18 protein-coding genes are annotated in these 16,908 nt (G+C 40.4%); 16 read left to right on the plus strand and 2 right to left on the minus strand.

The genetic code is table 11. The annotated features are described in order from the left end of the window. Positions 1-80 precede the first annotated feature (80 nt). The 6 genes from Q7A53_RS02330 (at position 81) to Q7A53_RS02355 (ending at position 6,250) form a co-directional block, all read left to right on the plus strand. Positions 81-1,697: a M20/M25/M40 family metallo-hydrolase gene (locus tag Q7A53_RS02330; RefSeq protein ID WP_411787497.1), complete on the plus strand. Its 1,617-nt coding sequence runs from the start codon at positions 81-83 to the stop codon at positions 1,695-1,697. 329 nt (positions 1,698-2,026) lie between these two features. Beyond that, the gene (locus Q7A53_RS02335) at positions 2,027-3,004 is read left to right on the plus strand and encodes an MBL fold metallo-hydrolase (RefSeq protein WP_411787498.1); all 978 of its coding nucleotides are present in this window, start codon (positions 2,027-2,029) and stop codon (positions 3,002-3,004) included. Then, positions 3,001-3,795 (plus strand): SDR family NAD(P)-dependent oxidoreductase, encoded by a 795-nt coding sequence (locus Q7A53_RS02340; protein WP_411787499.1) that lies wholly within the window; start codon positions 3,001-3,003, stop codon positions 3,793-3,795. Before Q7A53_RS02335 ends, Q7A53_RS02340 begins: the two co-directional genes overlap by 4 nt. Positions 3,796-4,008: 213 nt before the next feature. Continuing rightward, positions 4,009-5,604 carry an FAD-dependent monooxygenase gene (locus Q7A53_RS02345; RefSeq protein ID WP_411787500.1) on the plus strand — a complete coding sequence of 532 codons (1,596 nt, stop codon included), beginning with the start codon at positions 4,009-4,011 and terminating at the stop codon, positions 5,602-5,604. An 89-nt stretch (positions 5,605-5,693) separates the two neighbouring features. Beyond that, positions 5,694-6,026: an iron-sulfur cluster biosynthesis family protein gene (locus Q7A53_RS02350; protein ID WP_411787501.1), complete on the plus strand. Its 333-nt coding sequence runs from the start codon at positions 5,694-5,696 to the stop codon at positions 6,024-6,026. Further along, a complete protein-coding gene (locus Q7A53_RS02355; protein ID WP_411787502.1) occupies positions 6,026-6,250 on the plus strand; it encodes a YqkE family protein in 225 nt (74 codons plus the stop codon). Before Q7A53_RS02350 ends, Q7A53_RS02355 begins: the two co-directional genes overlap by 1 nt. A gap of 161 nt (positions 6,251-6,411) precedes the next feature. Here the strand turns inward: Q7A53_RS02355 and Q7A53_RS02360 are convergent, their stop codons facing one another. Then, complete coding sequence (locus Q7A53_RS02360; RefSeq protein ID WP_411787503.1) at positions 6,412-7,332, minus strand: aldo/keto reductase; 921 nt, start codon at positions 7,330-7,332, stop codon at positions 6,412-6,414. 103 nt (positions 7,333-7,435) lie between these two features. Here Q7A53_RS02360 and Q7A53_RS02365 point away from each other — a divergent pair, with 103 nt between their 5' ends. From Q7A53_RS02365 to fur, 3 genes are all read left to right on the plus strand, one after another. Continuing rightward, positions 7,436-7,984 carry an NUDIX domain-containing protein gene (locus Q7A53_RS02365; RefSeq protein WP_411787504.1) on the plus strand — a complete coding sequence of 183 codons (549 nt, stop codon included), beginning with the start codon at positions 7,436-7,438 and terminating at the stop codon, positions 7,982-7,984. Positions 7,985-8,151: 167 nt separating this feature from the next. After that, positions 8,152-8,790, plus strand: coding sequence for a stage II sporulation protein M (gene spoIIM, locus Q7A53_RS02370; protein WP_411787505.1), 639 nt, complete (start codon positions 8,152-8,154; stop codon positions 8,788-8,790). Between the two features lie 117 nt (positions 8,791-8,907). Next, positions 8,908-9,384: a ferric iron uptake transcriptional regulator gene (gene fur, locus Q7A53_RS02375; protein ID WP_411787506.1), complete on the plus strand. Its 477-nt coding sequence runs from the start codon at positions 8,908-8,910 to the stop codon at positions 9,382-9,384. 165 nt (positions 9,385-9,549) lie between these two features. On the opposite strand, the gene Q7A53_RS02380 is transcribed toward fur, so the two are convergent. After that, positions 9,550-10,272: a 3-ketoacyl-ACP reductase gene (locus Q7A53_RS02380; protein WP_411787507.1), complete on the minus strand. Its 723-nt coding sequence runs from the start codon at positions 10,270-10,272 to the stop codon at positions 9,550-9,552. Positions 10,273-10,569: 297 nt separating this feature from the next. Here Q7A53_RS02380 and Q7A53_RS02385 point away from each other — a divergent pair, with 297 nt between their 5' ends. The 7 genes from Q7A53_RS02385 to Q7A53_RS02415 all read left to right on the plus strand — a co-directional run bounded on the left by Q7A53_RS02385 (position 10,570) and on the right by Q7A53_RS02415 (position 16,849). Further along, positions 10,570-10,782 (plus strand): YqzK family protein, encoded by a 213-nt coding sequence (locus tag Q7A53_RS02385; protein ID WP_411787508.1) that lies wholly within the window; start codon positions 10,570-10,572, stop codon positions 10,780-10,782. Positions 10,783-10,789: 7 nt separating this feature from the next. Then, positions 10,790-11,677, plus strand: a complete 888-nt coding sequence (gene xerD, locus Q7A53_RS02390) for a site-specific tyrosine recombinase XerD (RefSeq protein ID WP_411787847.1) — start codon at positions 10,790-10,792, stop codon at positions 11,675-11,677. Positions 11,678-11,774: 97 nt separating this feature from the next. After that, a complete protein-coding gene (deoB, locus tag Q7A53_RS02395) occupies positions 11,775-12,956 on the plus strand; it encodes a phosphopentomutase (RefSeq protein ID WP_411787509.1) in 1,182 nt (393 codons plus the stop codon). 18 nt (positions 12,957-12,974) lie between these two features. Continuing rightward, a complete protein-coding gene (locus tag Q7A53_RS02400; protein WP_411787510.1) occupies positions 12,975-13,796 on the plus strand; it encodes a purine-nucleoside phosphorylase in 822 nt (273 codons plus the stop codon). Between the two features lie 25 nt (positions 13,797-13,821). Then, positions 13,822-15,123, plus strand: coding sequence for a pyrimidine-nucleoside phosphorylase (locus tag Q7A53_RS02405; protein WP_411787511.1), 1,302 nt, complete (start codon positions 13,822-13,824; stop codon positions 15,121-15,123). A 60-nt stretch (positions 15,124-15,183) separates the two neighbouring features. Continuing rightward, positions 15,184-15,567, plus strand: coding sequence for an HIT family protein (locus Q7A53_RS02410; protein ID WP_411787512.1), 384 nt, complete (start codon positions 15,184-15,186; stop codon positions 15,565-15,567). Between the two features lie 109 nt (positions 15,568-15,676). After that, positions 15,677-16,849, plus strand: coding sequence for a D-alanyl-D-alanine carboxypeptidase family protein (locus tag Q7A53_RS02415; protein WP_411787513.1), 1,173 nt, complete (start codon positions 15,677-15,679; stop codon positions 16,847-16,849). Positions 16,850-16,908: the final 59 nt, after the last annotated feature.

Consider the following 16,908-nt stretch of genomic DNA (forward strand, 5'->3'; position numbering starts at 1 on the left):
CACCTCTTACTTTAAGGTTTGACTCGATTTGATTGTGTGCGATTCTTAATTAAAAGTCAATATATGAGGAGTGAAGAATGATGAGTCAATGGAAAACGAAACAGCAATTAACCGATTTACTTTGTTCTTTAGTTGAGTACCCTAGTATTACCGGGAGTAATGCTGAAATTGCAATTATTGAATACTTATATTATATTTTAGCCGATCAAAAATATTATAAAAACCACCCGGATCATGTAAGTCTTCATCCGCTGAAAGACGGTAGGCAGCTGCTTTCTGCTCTAGTTAAAAAAGAAGGAGCGCGAGAAACGATTGTCTTAATTGCTCATGCTGACGTAGTAGGTGTTCAGGATTATGGATCTTGGGAAAATCTTGCTTTTTACCCTAAAGAATTCACCCAAGAATTATTGAAACACGTGGATCAGCTTCCTCCAGATGCTGCTGATGATTTGAAAAGCGGCGATTGGCTGTTTGGAAGAGGTACAATGGATATGAAAGCTGGATTAACCGTTCATCTTTCCCTTTTGGAGAGAGCCATGGAAGGGCGGTTTGATGGTAATCTTTTGCTGCTGGCCGTGCCGGATGAAGAGGTAAATTCTGAAGGCATGCTTGCTGCTTTACCAGTTCTTAAAAAAATGAAAGAAAAAGAAAATTTAAATTATAAGCTAACAATCAATGGGGAACCTATGTTCAGCAAATACCCTGGAGATCCGGCTTATTATTTATACACGGGATCAATAGGGAAGACATTACCTGGATTTCTATGTTATGGAAAGGAAACCCATGCAGGTGAGCCATTTGGGGGACTAAATGCTAACTTAATGTTAAGTTACGTAGCTCAGGAAATGGAATTAAATGAAGCTTTTATTGAACAAGTGGGGGAGGAACGAACTCCACCTCCACTAAGCTTAATGCAGCGTGATTTGAAACACGAATATTCCGTCCAGACCCCTCAGGCAGCAGTAGCTATGTACAATGTGCTCTATATGAAACAAACCATAGCAGAAATGAATAACAAATTACTGCAAGCCTGTGAGCGGGCGAAACCGAAGATCCTCAAGCATTATCATAAACAGGCGAGCTACTATTTGAAAGATGATCAGAAATCTTCCTTTGTGCCTTCTATCAGAATTTTAACCTACAAAGAGCTTTATCAGGAGGCAGTTAATAAATTTGGAAAAATAGAAGTAGATCGCCGGCAGAATTTATTGATCAATCAGCGGGAACATGGAGATCGTGATTTTTCTACGATACTCGTACAGAATTTAGCGGCACTATGTAAAGATCTCGGTCCTATGATCGTCCTTTTTTACAGCCCGCCTTTCTATCCGGCTGTTTCCTCCCACCACGATGAAATGATTCAAGGTGGGGCAAAGACAGCCATTGAATTCGCAAAGAAGGAATATGGGGTGAAGGTGAATGAAGTGGAGTATTTTACTGGATTATCAGACTCCAGCTTTATTGGTCCAGTCTCCACGAGATCCCCTATCGATGACTTAATCGATCAAATGCCTATTCAAGGGAAGGGGTTTGAAATATCTTCTGATGTCATGGAAGCCGTTACGATGCCTATTATTAATATAGGTCCGTTGGGTAAAGATGCTCATCAGTGGACAGAACGCCTGGAGCTTTCCTATAGTTTTGAGAAACTTCCACATATTTTAATGGAGACGATCGATTATTTTTTTAAAGCGTAGACAATTAATCTTTGGAAGAATAAGTGATCAACTAGATCATTTTCCTTCCCTGATCTCAATCAATCGTTCAGTGGCGCTACTATCAATATTCTATTTGTTTGAAAACCCGAAATCATTGGTCGGGTTTTCTGTGTTTCCGCCAAATAAAACAAGGTTGTAAGAATGCGCATGGTAAGTATAATTACACTTTAGAGTTAAATATGACCAAGACAATAACCATAGGCAGAGGATGAGTTAGGCAGGAAAGATAAATACTTAGAATTCTTTCTTCTCTCATGCTACAATAACAGAAAATAATGAATAAGTATTCATTTCATGGAGGAAGTTAGATGAAAACTTTACGCGATACCATTTATCAAATCACCCTGCCCACGCCTTATGCTGTTGGCGATGTTCATTGTTATCTGTTAAAAGGAGAAAAATTAACCCTCGTAGATACAGGTGTAAAAACGGAAGAAGCGTGGAATGGTTTAAAGAAACAGCTGAGCGATCTTGGGTATCTGCCAAAGGATATTGAGCAAATCATCTACACACACCACCACCCTGACCACATGGGACTCTTGGAACCTTTTGAGAATGTTTCGATGGTGGCGGCGCATGAGAAACTGAAGCCGTGGCTGGAACGAGATGAAGATTTCTTCCAAAGGTATGAATGGTTCTATCAGGAAATGTATGAGGAGGCAGGTGTTCCAGCTTCATACTTTAAGTTATTAAAATCGTTACGCAAGCCATTGAAATGGACTGCCCGTGGTGAGCTTACTCAAGTGTTGTCAGAAGGAGATCTTCTGCCTGGTCACGAGGAATGGATAACCATTGAAACTCCTGGTCATGCTCAAAGCCACCTCTCTTTTTTTAGAAATTCGGATGGAGCCCTTTTAGGAGGAGATCATCTTCTTCCTCACATTTCATCCAATCCGTTACTAGAACCGCCATATATTCCGGGTGAAGCTAGACCGGCGCCATTACTTCAGTATCGGGATTCTATGATTAAACTTAGGGATTATCCAATTGGCACCGTCTATCCCGGTCATGGAAAAATATTTGAAGACGTCCAACCGCTTATTACAAGACGGCTGGAACGACAAGAAGAAAGGGCTCAAAAAGTAAAAGATATGATCGGTGTTGGAAAGGCAACAATCTATCAAGTATGTCAGCAGCTGTTTCCTAAGCAGATTGAAACTCAGTTTGGTTTAACGATGTCAGAAACTGTCGGCCAGCTCGATTACTTAGAAGCTTCTGGACAAGTGGACTATGTAATGGAGGGTAAACGGAAATATTATTATGTAAACAAAGGGGGATGGAAATGAATAGGAATGTAAAAGATAAAAAAGTATTAATTACAGGAGCGTCAAGTGGTATCGGCATGTATTTAGCGATACATATCGCCAGGTCGGGAGGCATACCCATTCTGATAGCTAGATCGGAAGACCGTTTAGAAATCATAGCGAACATAGTTAAAGAACGTTTCGGAGTAGACTGTTACTGGTATAAAGCAGATTTGTCCAATGACATAGACTGGAAAGATATCATAGATCAAATCTGCTACGATCATGGATCGATCGATGCCCTGATTAATAATGCGGGGATGGCCGTGTTCGATTTAGTGGTAGAAGCTCAGTGGAAGGATATTGAAAATATGCTCGATGTGAATGTTAAATCACTCATTCGCGCAGTTCATCAATTACTGCCTCACTTTTTAAAACAAGGAGAGGGGCACATTATTAACGTCGCTTCACAAGCCGGTAAAATCGCTACTCCAAAATCTGCTGTCTACTCTGCATCAAAACATGCGGTTATCGGCTTTACCAATGCCCTGCGGATGGAAGTAGAAAAGGAAGGGGTTTACGTAACTTCCGTTAACTTGGGACCTGTAAGGACGAACTTCTTTCGACAAGCGGATCCCAGCGGCAGTTATGAGCGGGCAGTCGATCGTTTTATGCTAGAGCCAAATAAAGTAGCTTTTACTATTACTCAATCCCTCTTTACAAATCGGCGAGAAATCAATTTACCATTATGGATGGATTCAGGCAGCAAAATTTATCAAATGCTCCCGGTGATGATGGAGAAATTGATGCAAAATCAGTTTAATAAAAAATGAGGATTCTTTTCATTTCCAGATACAATGGCTTGCAGGCAACTGACGCAGGCCATTTTGTATAGGTAAGGTAAACTTCCGGTCATTTCTTAAAGGAAGAATTAATGAGATTCAGCTGCTTTTGCACATGGCATTTTCAGATAAGATGACGCTTGAAAAATAAAATTTTGTGCGTATTCGCTGAAGGAACAATAACAAGGGAGAGAGGGTGTTCACATGGGATTTGATACAGACGTATTAATTATAGGAGCTGGACCGTCAGGGTTAATGCTTGCCAACGAATTTGAAAAACATCAAGTGGATTATCAAATCATTGATCAATCTTTAGAAAGATCGCACTATTCGAAAGCATTAGTCGTACACTCGAGGTCTATGGAAATGCTAGATATGTTAGGTTTGGCAGATAAGTTTACCACACGGGGTCTTTTAATTAAAAATATCGAATTGTATTATAAGAAGGAAAGAATTCTGGAAAATGATTTTTCGCTTCTTCATGACGATACAGATCATCCTTATCTTTGTATATTTCCTCAAAGCGACACGGAAGCGATTTTAGAAAGAAACCTCCCGCCGACAAAGGTTCTGCGGGGAAATAAACTTCTTTCCCTCCACACTACGGATAATGGCACAATTGCGTCAATTGAAAAGGAAGACGGTCGGATTACCACCATCAAAGGAAAATACATGGCAGCATGTGACGGGGCCCATAGCAGGGTAAGAAAAGAGTTGAACATGAACTTCAAAGGGAAATCTGAAGATGTCCACGTTATGTTAGGCGATGTGAAATTAAATAACCTGCAGGAGAAGAATAAATTAAGACTTATTAGCAGTGATGCTGGGATGATGTTTTTAGCTCCCTTCAAAAATGGGTACACACGGGTCATTGCGATAGATTATCAGAAGCAAGATATGGATGGAGAGGTAGATTTAGTTGGATTGCAGGAATCAGTAAACAAAATTTCTCCCGATCCCTTAAGAATAAGTGATCCTTACTGGTTATCCAATTTCACTGCTTCTCATCGCCAAGTAGATCACTATTTTAAAGATGGGGTCTTTTTTGTAGGAGATGCAGCTCACATTCATAATCCAGCAGGAGGTCAAGGAATGAATGTAGGGATTCAGGATGCAAGCAATCTTGCTTGGAAGCTTGCTTACGTGCTGAAATATCAACTATCCGTTAACCTTCTAGCTACTTATGAAGAAGAAAGAAAAAAAGTGGCAGAGGATGTTATTAAAAAAACCAATCGAATGATTCGAGGAATCACGCTTCAAAGTAAACTAGGAATATCAACGAGGAACTTCGTATTGAAAAGACTTTCCAGGAGTCTAATTATGAAAAAAATGATTTCAAAAAATATGTCTCAGATCAGCGTTGATTATCGATTTACGGATCTATCTAAATTCATGCCTCATACAAGGAGAGGCAGGCAAGCAGGAGATCGAGTCCCTAATCATCACAATGAAGAGTTCCATCTTTATGAGAAGCTGAGGGCCGGGAAATGCTTGCTGCTTATGAACATTGAAGACGATGATCCTGATATATTCTGTGAAAAAGTACTTCCAGCTATAGAGGATTTTAATGAAAGGGTAGGCGGTATTATCAGTCCTTACTTCATCGTGAATGCCGAGAGCTGGCTTCCTGACAAGCATCGTTCCTTTTTGATAATAGATAGGAATAAAGAGATTTCACATAAACTCGGCCTTAAAAAAGGGGAAGTAATAGTGATCCGGCCAGATGCCCACGTACTCACCCATTTAAGTCGGTTCCGCTTAAAGAAACTGGCGGCATGTTTACAAGCTCAATTTGGCTGAAATTGTAAACGGATGTCAAACTTTTTCGATCCAAAAATATTGCGTTGAAGAGCTTATTTTCTTATGATTAAAAAAAGAGGTGATCAGTAATGAAACTTACTATTACTCATCAGGCAGAAGAGGAGCTGCAAAGAATAAAAGATCCTGCGAAACCGTTACTTCGTCTGTTTTACGATACGGAAGGGTGCGGCTGCGGGGTGAATGGTCTGCCCTCTATTCGCCAGGAGAGTGAGCGCAGAGAAACCGATTTAGAGGTGCAAAGTACTTCCTTCTCCACAATTATTGATAATCAACAGGCCATATTCTTTAAGAATGAGATGAAACTGGACTTTGTAAAAGGTAGCTTTCGTTTATCCAGCCCGGAAGGCATGTTGAATCCTATCATTTCTATTAAAGATGTTAAGGAAGGGGCAACAATCTAATGGGTAGAAAAAAAGAAAAGCAAGGCTCACTCAGTGAACAGCTTAACCAAGATGTTGTAAGTCAGCTGCAGGTAAAGAAAGCAGCGTTAAAGCAGCAGGCTGACAAGCAGCAGGAGCTTGAGCGGTTGAAAAGGATAGAAGAAAAACAAAAGCGAGAAGCAAATAAAAGCTTTGAAGAACTATTGAATGAAAGTGATTTGGATTGGAAATCTTTCAAGCATTAAGAGGCAAGAACCAATCAATAATCCTTCGATAAAGAGGCCAGTATCTAGAAAGCACAAGAATATGGACAGAGAGTCGAAGGGCATCTTCCTAGATGAAAAACCCGAACCAGAGTATGCTGGTTCGGGTTTTTTTGGTGCACAACCTTTTCATATCAAAGTCTTTATTTATGTTTTTGATAAGTGATTGGATTGGTCATGGCTTGAATTTCACCGAAAATTTGTTCCGTTATCGGCTCGGATCGGAAGTAACTGAGATTATCTTCCAGCTGCTCCAAAGAACTGGCACCGAATACGGCAGAAGCGACCGCTGAATGATGGAGCACATATTGCAGAGCAAGTGCCGTAAGTGTACGGGAATCACTCTTATAATCCTGCCACTTTTTCACCAGGGAAAGAACTTCTTCATAACTATACTCAAGAAATCCTTCTTCTGCTTTTTTATTTACTATGGTTTCTCCTTTGGAAGATAACATTCCTTTAGCAAGAGGTCCTCTTGCCAGTACACTAATGTCATGTTGTTCTAGTAAGTCCAGGATTTCTTCCTCAGGTCTGCGGTCCAGTGCATTATATTGCATCATCACACTTACTATATTTGATTTCTCTACATACTCTTTAATCACATTTGGTCGAATAGAAGAAATACCGTATTCTCTTATATAGCCTTCTTTTCTTAGCTCTTCAAATGCCTCAATGGCTTCCTCGATCGGATCATCGATTGTACCGCCGTGCAGCTGATAGAGATCGATATAATCTGTTCCCAGACGCTGTAGACTATCTTTGACTCCACGTTTGATATGAGTCTTGGAAGGGTCCCACGACCATCCTTCCTTACCGGGGGTGAAATGATTTCCAACTTTAGTCCCGAGAATGATTTCTTCTCGTCTTCCTTTAATTGCTTCCCCGACAATTTGTTCGTTCATGCCAAAATCATAGAGATCAGCTGTGTCAACATAATTTATTCCTGCATCAATTGCACGGTCAATTATAGATTTGGCTTTTCCTATATCTTTACCCAGAGACATGCCTCCCAGGCTGATTTCAGAAATATAAAGCTCGGAGCTTCCTAATTTGCGTTTACTCATGATCTATCAACATCCTTTCTGGTCTATCATATCGAATAACTCGGGTTTCCATCTACTCCTATGGTAAAATAACTTTAGGAAAAAAGAGAGAGGATGACGGAAAGTGAAAAAATTTGAAGAAAAAACAATAAGTACTGAAAATATTTTTCAAGGAAGAATTATTCAATTAGACGTAGACACTGTTTCTTTACCCAATGGACATACTTCTAAACGAGAATTGGTTCGCCATCCTGGTGCGGTAGCAGTGATTGCCCTCACGAAGGAGGGAAAATTGCTTCTCGTAGAGCAGTACCGAAAGCCACTGGAGAAAAGCATAGTAGAAATTCCTGCCGGTAAACTTGAAGAAGGGGAAAAACCAGAAGTTACCGCCAGGCGTGAGCTTGAAGAAGAAACTGGTTACACCACTGATGAATTAACGTGGGTGAATTCCTTCTATACCTCTCCTGGGTTTGCGGATGAACTCGTCCACATCTATTTTACGGATAATATTCGCCCTCTTAAAGAAGCCATTGGCACAGATGAAGATGAATTTGTTGAACTTTTGGAGTTAACTCTAGAGGAAACGGAGCAGCTGGAGAAAGAACAAAGAGTTCATGACGTAAAAACTTCTTATGCGCTTCTCTTTTTAAAGCTTAAGAACAAGAATATTTAAATAGAGGGAATCGGTTTTTTGAGGAGTGGACTTTGGTTATCAAGTAAGCTCAGCTAAGGAACGCCAGCTTAATTTTAAAAGAGTAGTAAAACGCTGGGCAAGGTCTATTTCTCACTTTGAACTCATAGATTGGTCATAGACCGTTTATGAGAAAGGGTGAGGGATCCATGCAGCAAGGAGTCCGGTTGGCAAGAAAGGATATTCAGAGCCACTTAAATATCTTTGTGTTTATATTTATCCTGTTTATTATGGGGATGGTCTTTGGAGCAGTGATTGTTAATAGTATGAACTTTGTGCAGAAACAGGATCTGTTTTTTTATTTAAAGAAGTTTTTTGAGAATGTTATGGATGTGGATGGAATGACCAAAGCCACCCTTTGGAAAGATACCATGCTCTATCATATTAAATATATGCTTTTGCTATTTCTGCTTGGAATTTCAATTGTAGGGATGCCTATTATAACAGTCTTACTGTTTATTAAAGGTCTGGTTGTGGGCTTTTCTGTTGGTTTTCTAGTGAATCAAATGGGCTGGTACGGTCTGCTGTTATCCTCCGCTGCGATCGCTCCACAGAATTTGCTGATCATTCCTGTATACTTAGCGGGAGGAGCCCTTGCTCTAATGTTTTCACTGACTCTATGCAAACAACTTTTTATTAAACGCGTTCATCAGCCCATTCTTCAGGTTTTTGCCCGGTACAGTACTTTATTTTTAGGCTTGCTGATCATCTTGCTTGCCGCTTCTACTATCGAAGTGTTCTTTTCTGACCCTATTCTAGAAGTTATATTAAAATGGCTGTATCATTAATTATAATAGTTATCACATAGCATTAAATATCGATAATTTATTGTAATTATTATAATTTGACACTCTCTCTTTCACTGATTATAATAAAATTGGAATTACGAGGGAGGGACGAATGAAATGGAACATCGTATCGAGCGTATTAAAAAGCACCTGCATTCCCAGAGTTATAAGCTGACACCGCAAAGGGAAGCAACAGTACGAGTACTTTTAGAAAACGAAGAAGACCATTTAAGTGCAGAAGATGTATACCTCCTCGTAAAAGAGAAAGCACCAGAAATAGGTCTCGCCACCGTGTACCGTACTTTAGAATTATTATCAGAGTTAAAAATCGTTGATAAAATTAATTTTGGAGATGGAGTATCCCGCTACGATTTAAGAAAAGAAGGTGCGGAACACTTTCACCACCACCTCGTCTGTATAGAATGTGGTTCTGTAGAAGAAATAGAAGAGGATTTATTAGGTGACGTGGAGAAGCTGATTGAAGGGGAATGGGGTTTCCAAGTAAAAGATCACCGGTTAACCTTTCATGGGATTTGCCGTGTCTGCCAGAAAGCAGCAGTATCTAGCGGATCAAATACATCGTCTCACAATTAGCCCTCATACTTAGAATTTTAGTAATGATATCTATGAATCTATGTTGTTTAGTTATGAGTAGCGAAAATATCAGTAAACGATCAGAAAACCCGAACCTTTAAAATTAAATGGTTCGGGTTTTCTATAGTTAAAGATAAACGTTGGTGTCGCTTCTTTTGTTTTTTATTAAAACGGATTCGTCGCCCATTGCAGGGAGGATTTGATGAAAATACGTGGATGCAGCTTTAGCTGAGCTACCATGTACTCCGCAAGATCTTCTGGCTGCATGTATTTTTCTTTATCTGTATCTTCCAATTCATCCCCGAATACTAGCTCTGTAGCAACTAAACTAGGGTTGAGTGTACTAACGCGAATATTATTTCTTCTGACTTCCTGCATTAACGCCTCTGTCATCCCCTGTACTGCAAACTTGGATGCACTATAGGCGGTAGCGCCGGCTGTTCCTTTAAGCCCATTGCTTGAGGAAATATTAATAATGTCCCCTTGATTCTTTTCTATCATTTTAGGGAGCACTGCCCGAGTAACGTAATACGTTCCAAACACATTAACTTCGATCGTCTTTCTCCAATCTTCTGGTTCAATTTCGAGAAATGAGCCACGTGTACTCATTCCAGCGTTATTAATCAGTATATCTGCTGCACCGAGCTCTTGGATAAGACTATCCACGGCACGTTCTACTTCCTCTGCATTGGAAATATCGGCCACACCAATACTGGCATTTACTCCGAATTGTCTGGCTTCCTCAGCTACTTCTTCTAAAGAAGATTGCGTACGTGCTATTAAACCTACATGAACTCCATTCTTAGCTAATTCCAGCGCTGTTGCGCGGCCGATTCCACGGCCCGCACCCGTAACATAGGCAACTTTGCCTGTTAGATCTTGTCCCATGAGTGATCATCCCTTTCTATCATTTATCTAAAGCAAGTGTACGAGCTTCTAACTAGTTAATCAAAAGTTAGGTCTTCCATCTAGGTTTTTTAGAAGCGATGATTGCTGGATAGCTGAAAATAAAGCCATCAACCCAATTAAATTCTGAAAATATGGATTATGATCAGAACAAGGATTACTATTTACAAATATATTAAAATCGTGTACGTTAAACTTAGATGGGACTTCCATGTATAATTAGGTGTTTTTTAGGCATATCCTTTAAGTATCATCCCTTAAAGGAGGCCATTGAAAACGATGATCAGCCGTACTTTACAAGATCTGTTAAAAGTTCTTATCGTTTTCACTATCTGCACTTGTGTCTTTTATTTTGCCCTGAGAATGGTGCATGAAGAGTATGAGAGGCAGCATCGATACGACCCGCCCGGAGGTTCTGCAGTAAAAGTGTTTGAACCAGTGGGACAAGAATGGACGGATCGGTTATCGATATTCTTTCGACTAGGAGAGTAGAGTGGTTATGCAATATGCACTCGATGATTTTTTTCATTATTTAACCGTTGAACGTGGGTTGTCGCCGAATACTATTCAATCCTATCAACGAGATTTAAAACAGTATCAGATATTCTTGGAGCATTCGCAGAATCTCTCAGATTGGGAGTCAGTATCACGTGCCCATATTATGAAGTATCTATATGATTTAAATGATAAGGGAAGGTCAGCGGCAACAATAGCCCGGCTCTTGTCATCTATACGGCTTTTTCACCAGTTTCTGATAAGAGAGAAAGTAACTAGTGAAGATCCAAGTCTACATATAGAAACCCCAAAGAAAGAAAGGAAGTTACCTAAGGTCCTGTCTTCTACGGATGTAGACAAATTATTAAATATCCAGCCGCAGGATCCATTATCGGCGAGAAATAAAGCCATGCTGGAGATGCTTTATGCAACAGGATTGCGTGTGACAGAGCTGGTTTCCTTAAAAGTGAGCGACCTTCACCTAATGATGGGATTCGTAAGATGTCTAGGTAAAGGCTCCAAAGAGCGTATTGTACCATTAGGAGATCTCGCTAAAGAAGCTGCAGAGACCTATATTAAGGAATATCGTGAGACCTTAGTTAAGCATAAGCCTACAGAAGAGCTTTTTGTGAATCACCATGGTAATTCTTTGTCAAGGCAGGGATTTTGGAAGATTCTGAAAGCGGTTGCCAAAGAAGTAGGAATTGAAAAAGAAATCACACCTCATACACTCAGGCATTCATTCGCTACGCATCTATTAGAGAATGGAGCCGATCTAAGGGCTGTACAGGAAATGCTGGGACATGCTGATATTTCTACCACACAAATTTATACCCACGTAACTAAATCAAGACTAAAAGATGTTTATCGCTCGTACCATCCACGAGCGTAGGACTTTTTTTGCTTGAAAGAGGTCTGACATCCTACATCTGCAAGAAGAGCGTAATTTTACACAACTTTGGGAAAGTAAACTTTAGGAGGGAAATTATATGAAATCGTTTAAACGAATATTTCTAGTAGTAATGGATTCAGTAGGGATTGGAGAAGCACCGGATGCTGAGGAATTTAATGATTCAGGTGCTGATACTCTTGGTCATATTGCTGAGCATATGGAAGGCGGATTAAAAATGCCTCATATGGGTGAACTAGGTCTAAGTAACATTCGACCTATTAAAGGAATTGAAAAGAGTGAACATCCGAAAGCTCACTATACAACGATGGTGGAAGCATCAAATGGTAAAGATACAATGACTGGCCATTGGGAAATTATGGGTCTTTACATTGATAAACCATTTCGAACATTTCCAGATGGTTTTCCTGATGAGCTTTTAGCCGAAATAAAGGAGAAAACAGGAAGAGGAATCTTAGGAAACAAGCCCGCTTCTGGAACAGAGATTATTGAAGAACTGGGAGAGCAGCATATGGAAACAGGGGATCTGATTATTTACACTTCTGCAGATTCTGTTTTACAAATTGCCGCTCATGAGGATATTATCCCCCCTGAAGAATTATTAGAGATTTGTGAAATTTGCCGTGAACTGACGCTGGATGAAAAGTATATGGTGGGTCGTGTGATTGCCCGTCCATTCGAAGGTAAACCGGGAGCGTTTGAAAGAACGACGAACCGTCATGATTATGCCTTGAAACCATTCGGCCGTACGGTCATGAATGAAATGGCAGAAGCAGACTTAGATGTTTTAGCCATAGGTAAAATCTCAGATATTTATGATGGAGAAGGCGTTACTGATGCGGTTCGTACTAAGGATAATATGGACGGCATGGATCAGCTTGCAGCGTCCTTAGAAAAGGATTTCACCGGCATTTCCTTTCTAAACTTGGTAGACTTTGATGCTAAATTTGGTCACCGCCGTGATCCAAAGGGTTATGGGGAAGCTCTGCAGGATTATGACCAAAGACTTCCAGAGGTATTGGAGAATTTATCAGAAGATGATCTGCTGCTTATTACAGCGGATCACGGTAATGATCCTACCCACCACGGAACGGATCATACTCGTGAGTTAGTTCCATTACTTGCTTACCATAAAGGGATTAAGGAAGGAAAAGAGTTAAAGCAGCGTCAGACATTTGCAGATATCGGTGCTACAATTGCTGATAACTTTTCAATTAAGATGCCCGCACATGGAACAAGCTTCTTAAAAGATATTGAATAGGCAGAGGAGTGGAGAATAATGAATAAAATGTATTTGAGAGATGCCGCAAATTTCATCCAAAAAAAAGTGAACACAGCACCATCCGTAGGTTTAATTTTAGGTTCAGGATTAGGTGTACTTGCAGAAGAAATAGAGAATCCAACTGTCATTAAGTATAAAGATATCCCACACTTCCCCGAGTCGACCGTTTCCGGACATAAGGGACAATTGGTTATAGGAGAATTAGAAGGCCGTCAAGTAGTAGCCATGCAAGGTCGCTTTCACTACTACGAGGGATACAGCATGGAGCAAGTGACTTTTCCTGTTCGGGTTATGAAAGAAATCGGTGTAGAAACATTATTTGTAACGAATGCAGCAGGAGGAATTAATGAGTCCTTTCACCCTGGAGATTTAATGATTATAACTGATCACATTAATAACATGGGTGATAGTCCACTTATTGGGCCGAATGATGAACAGCTTGGTCCTCGTTTTCCTGATATGTCAGAAGCCTATGATCGAGATTTGATCAGCCATGCAAAACAAAGTGCTGAACGAGTGGAATTACAGGTGCGCGAAGGGGTTTATATAGGGAATACTGGACCTGCTTATGAAACGGCTGCGGAAATCCGAATGCTGAGAACGCTGGGAGGAGATGCCGTTGGTATGTCTACGGTCCCGGAAGTAACTGTAGCAAGTCACGCTGGCCTGCGCGTATTGGGCATCTCGTGCATATCAAATATGGCTGCGGGGATTTTGGACCAGCCCTTGACTCACGACGAAGTGATAGATACTACCGCCAAAGTTAGAGAAGACTTTTTAGGATTTGTTAAAGATATGCTGAAAACGTTACCGGCATAAACTTCAGAGAAATAGGTGAATAGAGATGAGAATGTATGACATTATTGTTAAAAAGAGAGACGGAGAAGTACTAAACAAAGAGGAAATTTACTTCTTCATTGAAGGTTACACGAAGGGGGAAATTCCTGACTATCAAGCATCGGCTCTTACTATGGCCATTTATTTTCAAGGGATGACTGCGGAAGAAACAGCTACATTGACTCAGGCTATGGTTGACTCAGGAGAAACGATAGACTTGTCAGGAATTGAAGGCCATAAAGTAGACAAACATTCCACTGGAGGAGTGGGAGACAAAGTTACCTTTATCGTAGGTCCATTGGTTGCATCTGTAGGAGTTCCTGTAGCTAAAATGTCCGGAAGAGGTCTCGGTCACACGGGAGGGACTCTTGATAAACTAGAGTCCATCAAAGGTCTTGAGATAGAAATGTCAAAAGAAAAGTTCATTCAAAATGTAAATGAACATAAGCTGGCAGTGGCCGGTCAAACAGGAAACCTTGCACCAGCCGATAAAAAGCTATATGCTCTTCGCGATGTGACGGGTACAGTAGATTCAATGCCGTTAATTGCCGGATCAATTATGAGTAAGAAATTAGCCTCTGGCGCTGACAGTATTGTCCTTGATGTGAAAACAGGGTCAGGTGCTTTTATGAAAACACTTGAAGACTCAGAAGCACTTGCTAAAGAAATGGTTAGCATTGGCAGCAACTTAGGACGGAATACTGTGGCGGTCATAAGTGACATGAATCAGCCGTTGGGATTTGAAGTAGGAAATGCTAACGAGATTAAAGAAGCAGCAGAGATCTTACAAGGTAAAAAAGTGATGGACTTACGTAACCTTTCCCTTGAAATAGCTTCTCATATGACTTTACTGGCTGAAGTATTTGACACCTATGAAGAAGCCTACGAAGCACTTGAGCAAAATCTGGAAAACGGAAAAGCATTTCAGGCGCTTCGTACTTTAGTGCAGGCTCAGGGCGGAGATGTAAATATGATTGACAATTTGGATCTGCTTCCGCAAGCGAAGTTTGACGTAGAAGTAAAAGCGGAAAAAGATGGTTATGTATCTGCAATCGATGCAGAATCTATCGGAGTAGCAGCTATGTATTTAGGAGCTGGACGCGCAACGAAGGAAGATCAGATAAATCATGGAGTCGGAATTACTTTAAAGAAAAAAATCGGAGATAAAGTACGTGCATCAGAACCATTGGTGGTCTTGCACAGTGATGAACAAAGCCCAGATGCCTCTATTCAAAAAGTGAAAGAAGCCTATACTATTTCTGAAGAAGAAGTGCTGGCGCCTGAACTGATCCATAAAGTCATAAAATAATATGATATAATAAATTCCCTCACAATCGATTGTGGGGGAATTATTCTATGGGGGATTTTTATGGATTTCTGTATTTTTTGTCACCCTTCACTTGATTCAACACAAAAGATTATTTTACAGAACGATACGTGTGTCTTTTTGCAAAAAGAGCAGAGAGTTCTGATAGGATCTGGCTTAATTGTGCCGAAAGCACACCGTGAAACGGTCTTTGATATGACTGAGGAAGAGTGGGTGGATAGTAAAAGGTTGCTGGAACAAGTGAAACAGTACCAACAAGACCGTTTAAATCCCGATGGATATAATGTGGGCTATAACTGCGGTCAGACTGGGGGACAGCATATCTTTCATGCTCACATGCATGTTATTCCTCGGTTTTCTGATGAGCCCCACGCAGGAAAAGGGATTAGACACTGGTTAAAGCAATCAAACAATAAACGTACATAACTAGAGACGCCATAAAATGATATGGCGTCTTTTTGTTGTCCTTATTTTGGTATAGAAGCCCAATCACGGGGGAAAATAGGAACACTTACAGCAATAGGAGGGCAAAAAAATGAAAAAATTGATTGGATTTACTCTAACACTTTGTTTAATGGTGTCTTTTATACAACCTTCTCTAACGAGGGCTGAAGAAAAGCAGGATGAAATTGTGAATTCTGCTAAATCAGCTATTTTAATTGAGAAAAATAGTGGAATGACCCTTTATGAAAAGCAGGCGAACGAGAAATTGCCGCCGGCAAGTATGACTAAGATTATGACGCTTTTATTAATTATGGAAGAGCTTGATAAAAAGCATATTCGACTTGATGAGAAAGTAAGAGTAAGTGAACATGCCGCTTCTATGGGCGGTTCTCAAATCTTTCTAGAACCTGGAGAAGAAATGACGGTTAAAGACTTGCTTAAAGGAATTGCTGTGGCTTCAGGAAATGACGCTAGTGTAACAATGGCTGAACGTATTGCCGGCACTGAGAAAGCATTTGTCCAAAGAATGAATGCGAAAGCAAAGGATTTAGGGCTGGAGAATACACATTTCGAGAATCCTACAGGACTTCCGGCGAAAGGCCACTATAGTACCGCCCATGATATGGCAGTTATGGCAAGAGAGCTTCTCATGCATGATGAAATTACCAAATACACGACAATTTATGAAGATTATTTGCGTAAGGGTCAGGATAATGAGTTCTGGCTAGTAAATACCAATAAAATGATTAAATCTTACCCTGGAATGGATGGGCTGAAAACAGGCTTCACTTCTGAAGCGAAGTATTGTCTAACGGCGTCTGCTAAACGAAACAACATGCATATGATTGCTGTGGTTATGGGAGCGGAAACACCCAAGAAAAGGAATGCAGATGTAGCAAGCATGCTTGATTACGGTTTTGGTCAATACGAGGGAGTCAAACTGTTTTCCAAAACAGATACGTTAAAGAAAATGAAAATTACCCGCGGAGAACCTAGATACGTGAAAATTTCTCCTGAAAAAGATGTCGTTATTTTGAAAAAGAAATCTCAACCTAAAGATTCCTATCAAACAACCATGAAATTAGCAAATGTATCTAAATTACCGATTGAAAAAGGAGACCAGCTGGGATGGCTGATCGTCAAAAAGAAAGGTGAAGAAGTAGCGAAAGTAAGACTGACGGCCAGTGGGAAGATTGACCGCGCTGGATTCTTCACACTCTGGGAGCGTTCATGGAGGAATTTGACGAGCTATCAGAAGTTTTAGCATTTTCTCACTAGTATTGTTTTCAGGCAGGAAAGTGGCATAAATTCTGCGAAAGACTT

The organism is Halobacillus rhizosphaerae (assembly GCF_046719735.1).
GTDB lineage: Bacteria > Bacillota > Bacilli > Bacillales > Halobacillaceae > Halobacillus_B > Halobacillus_B rhizosphaerae.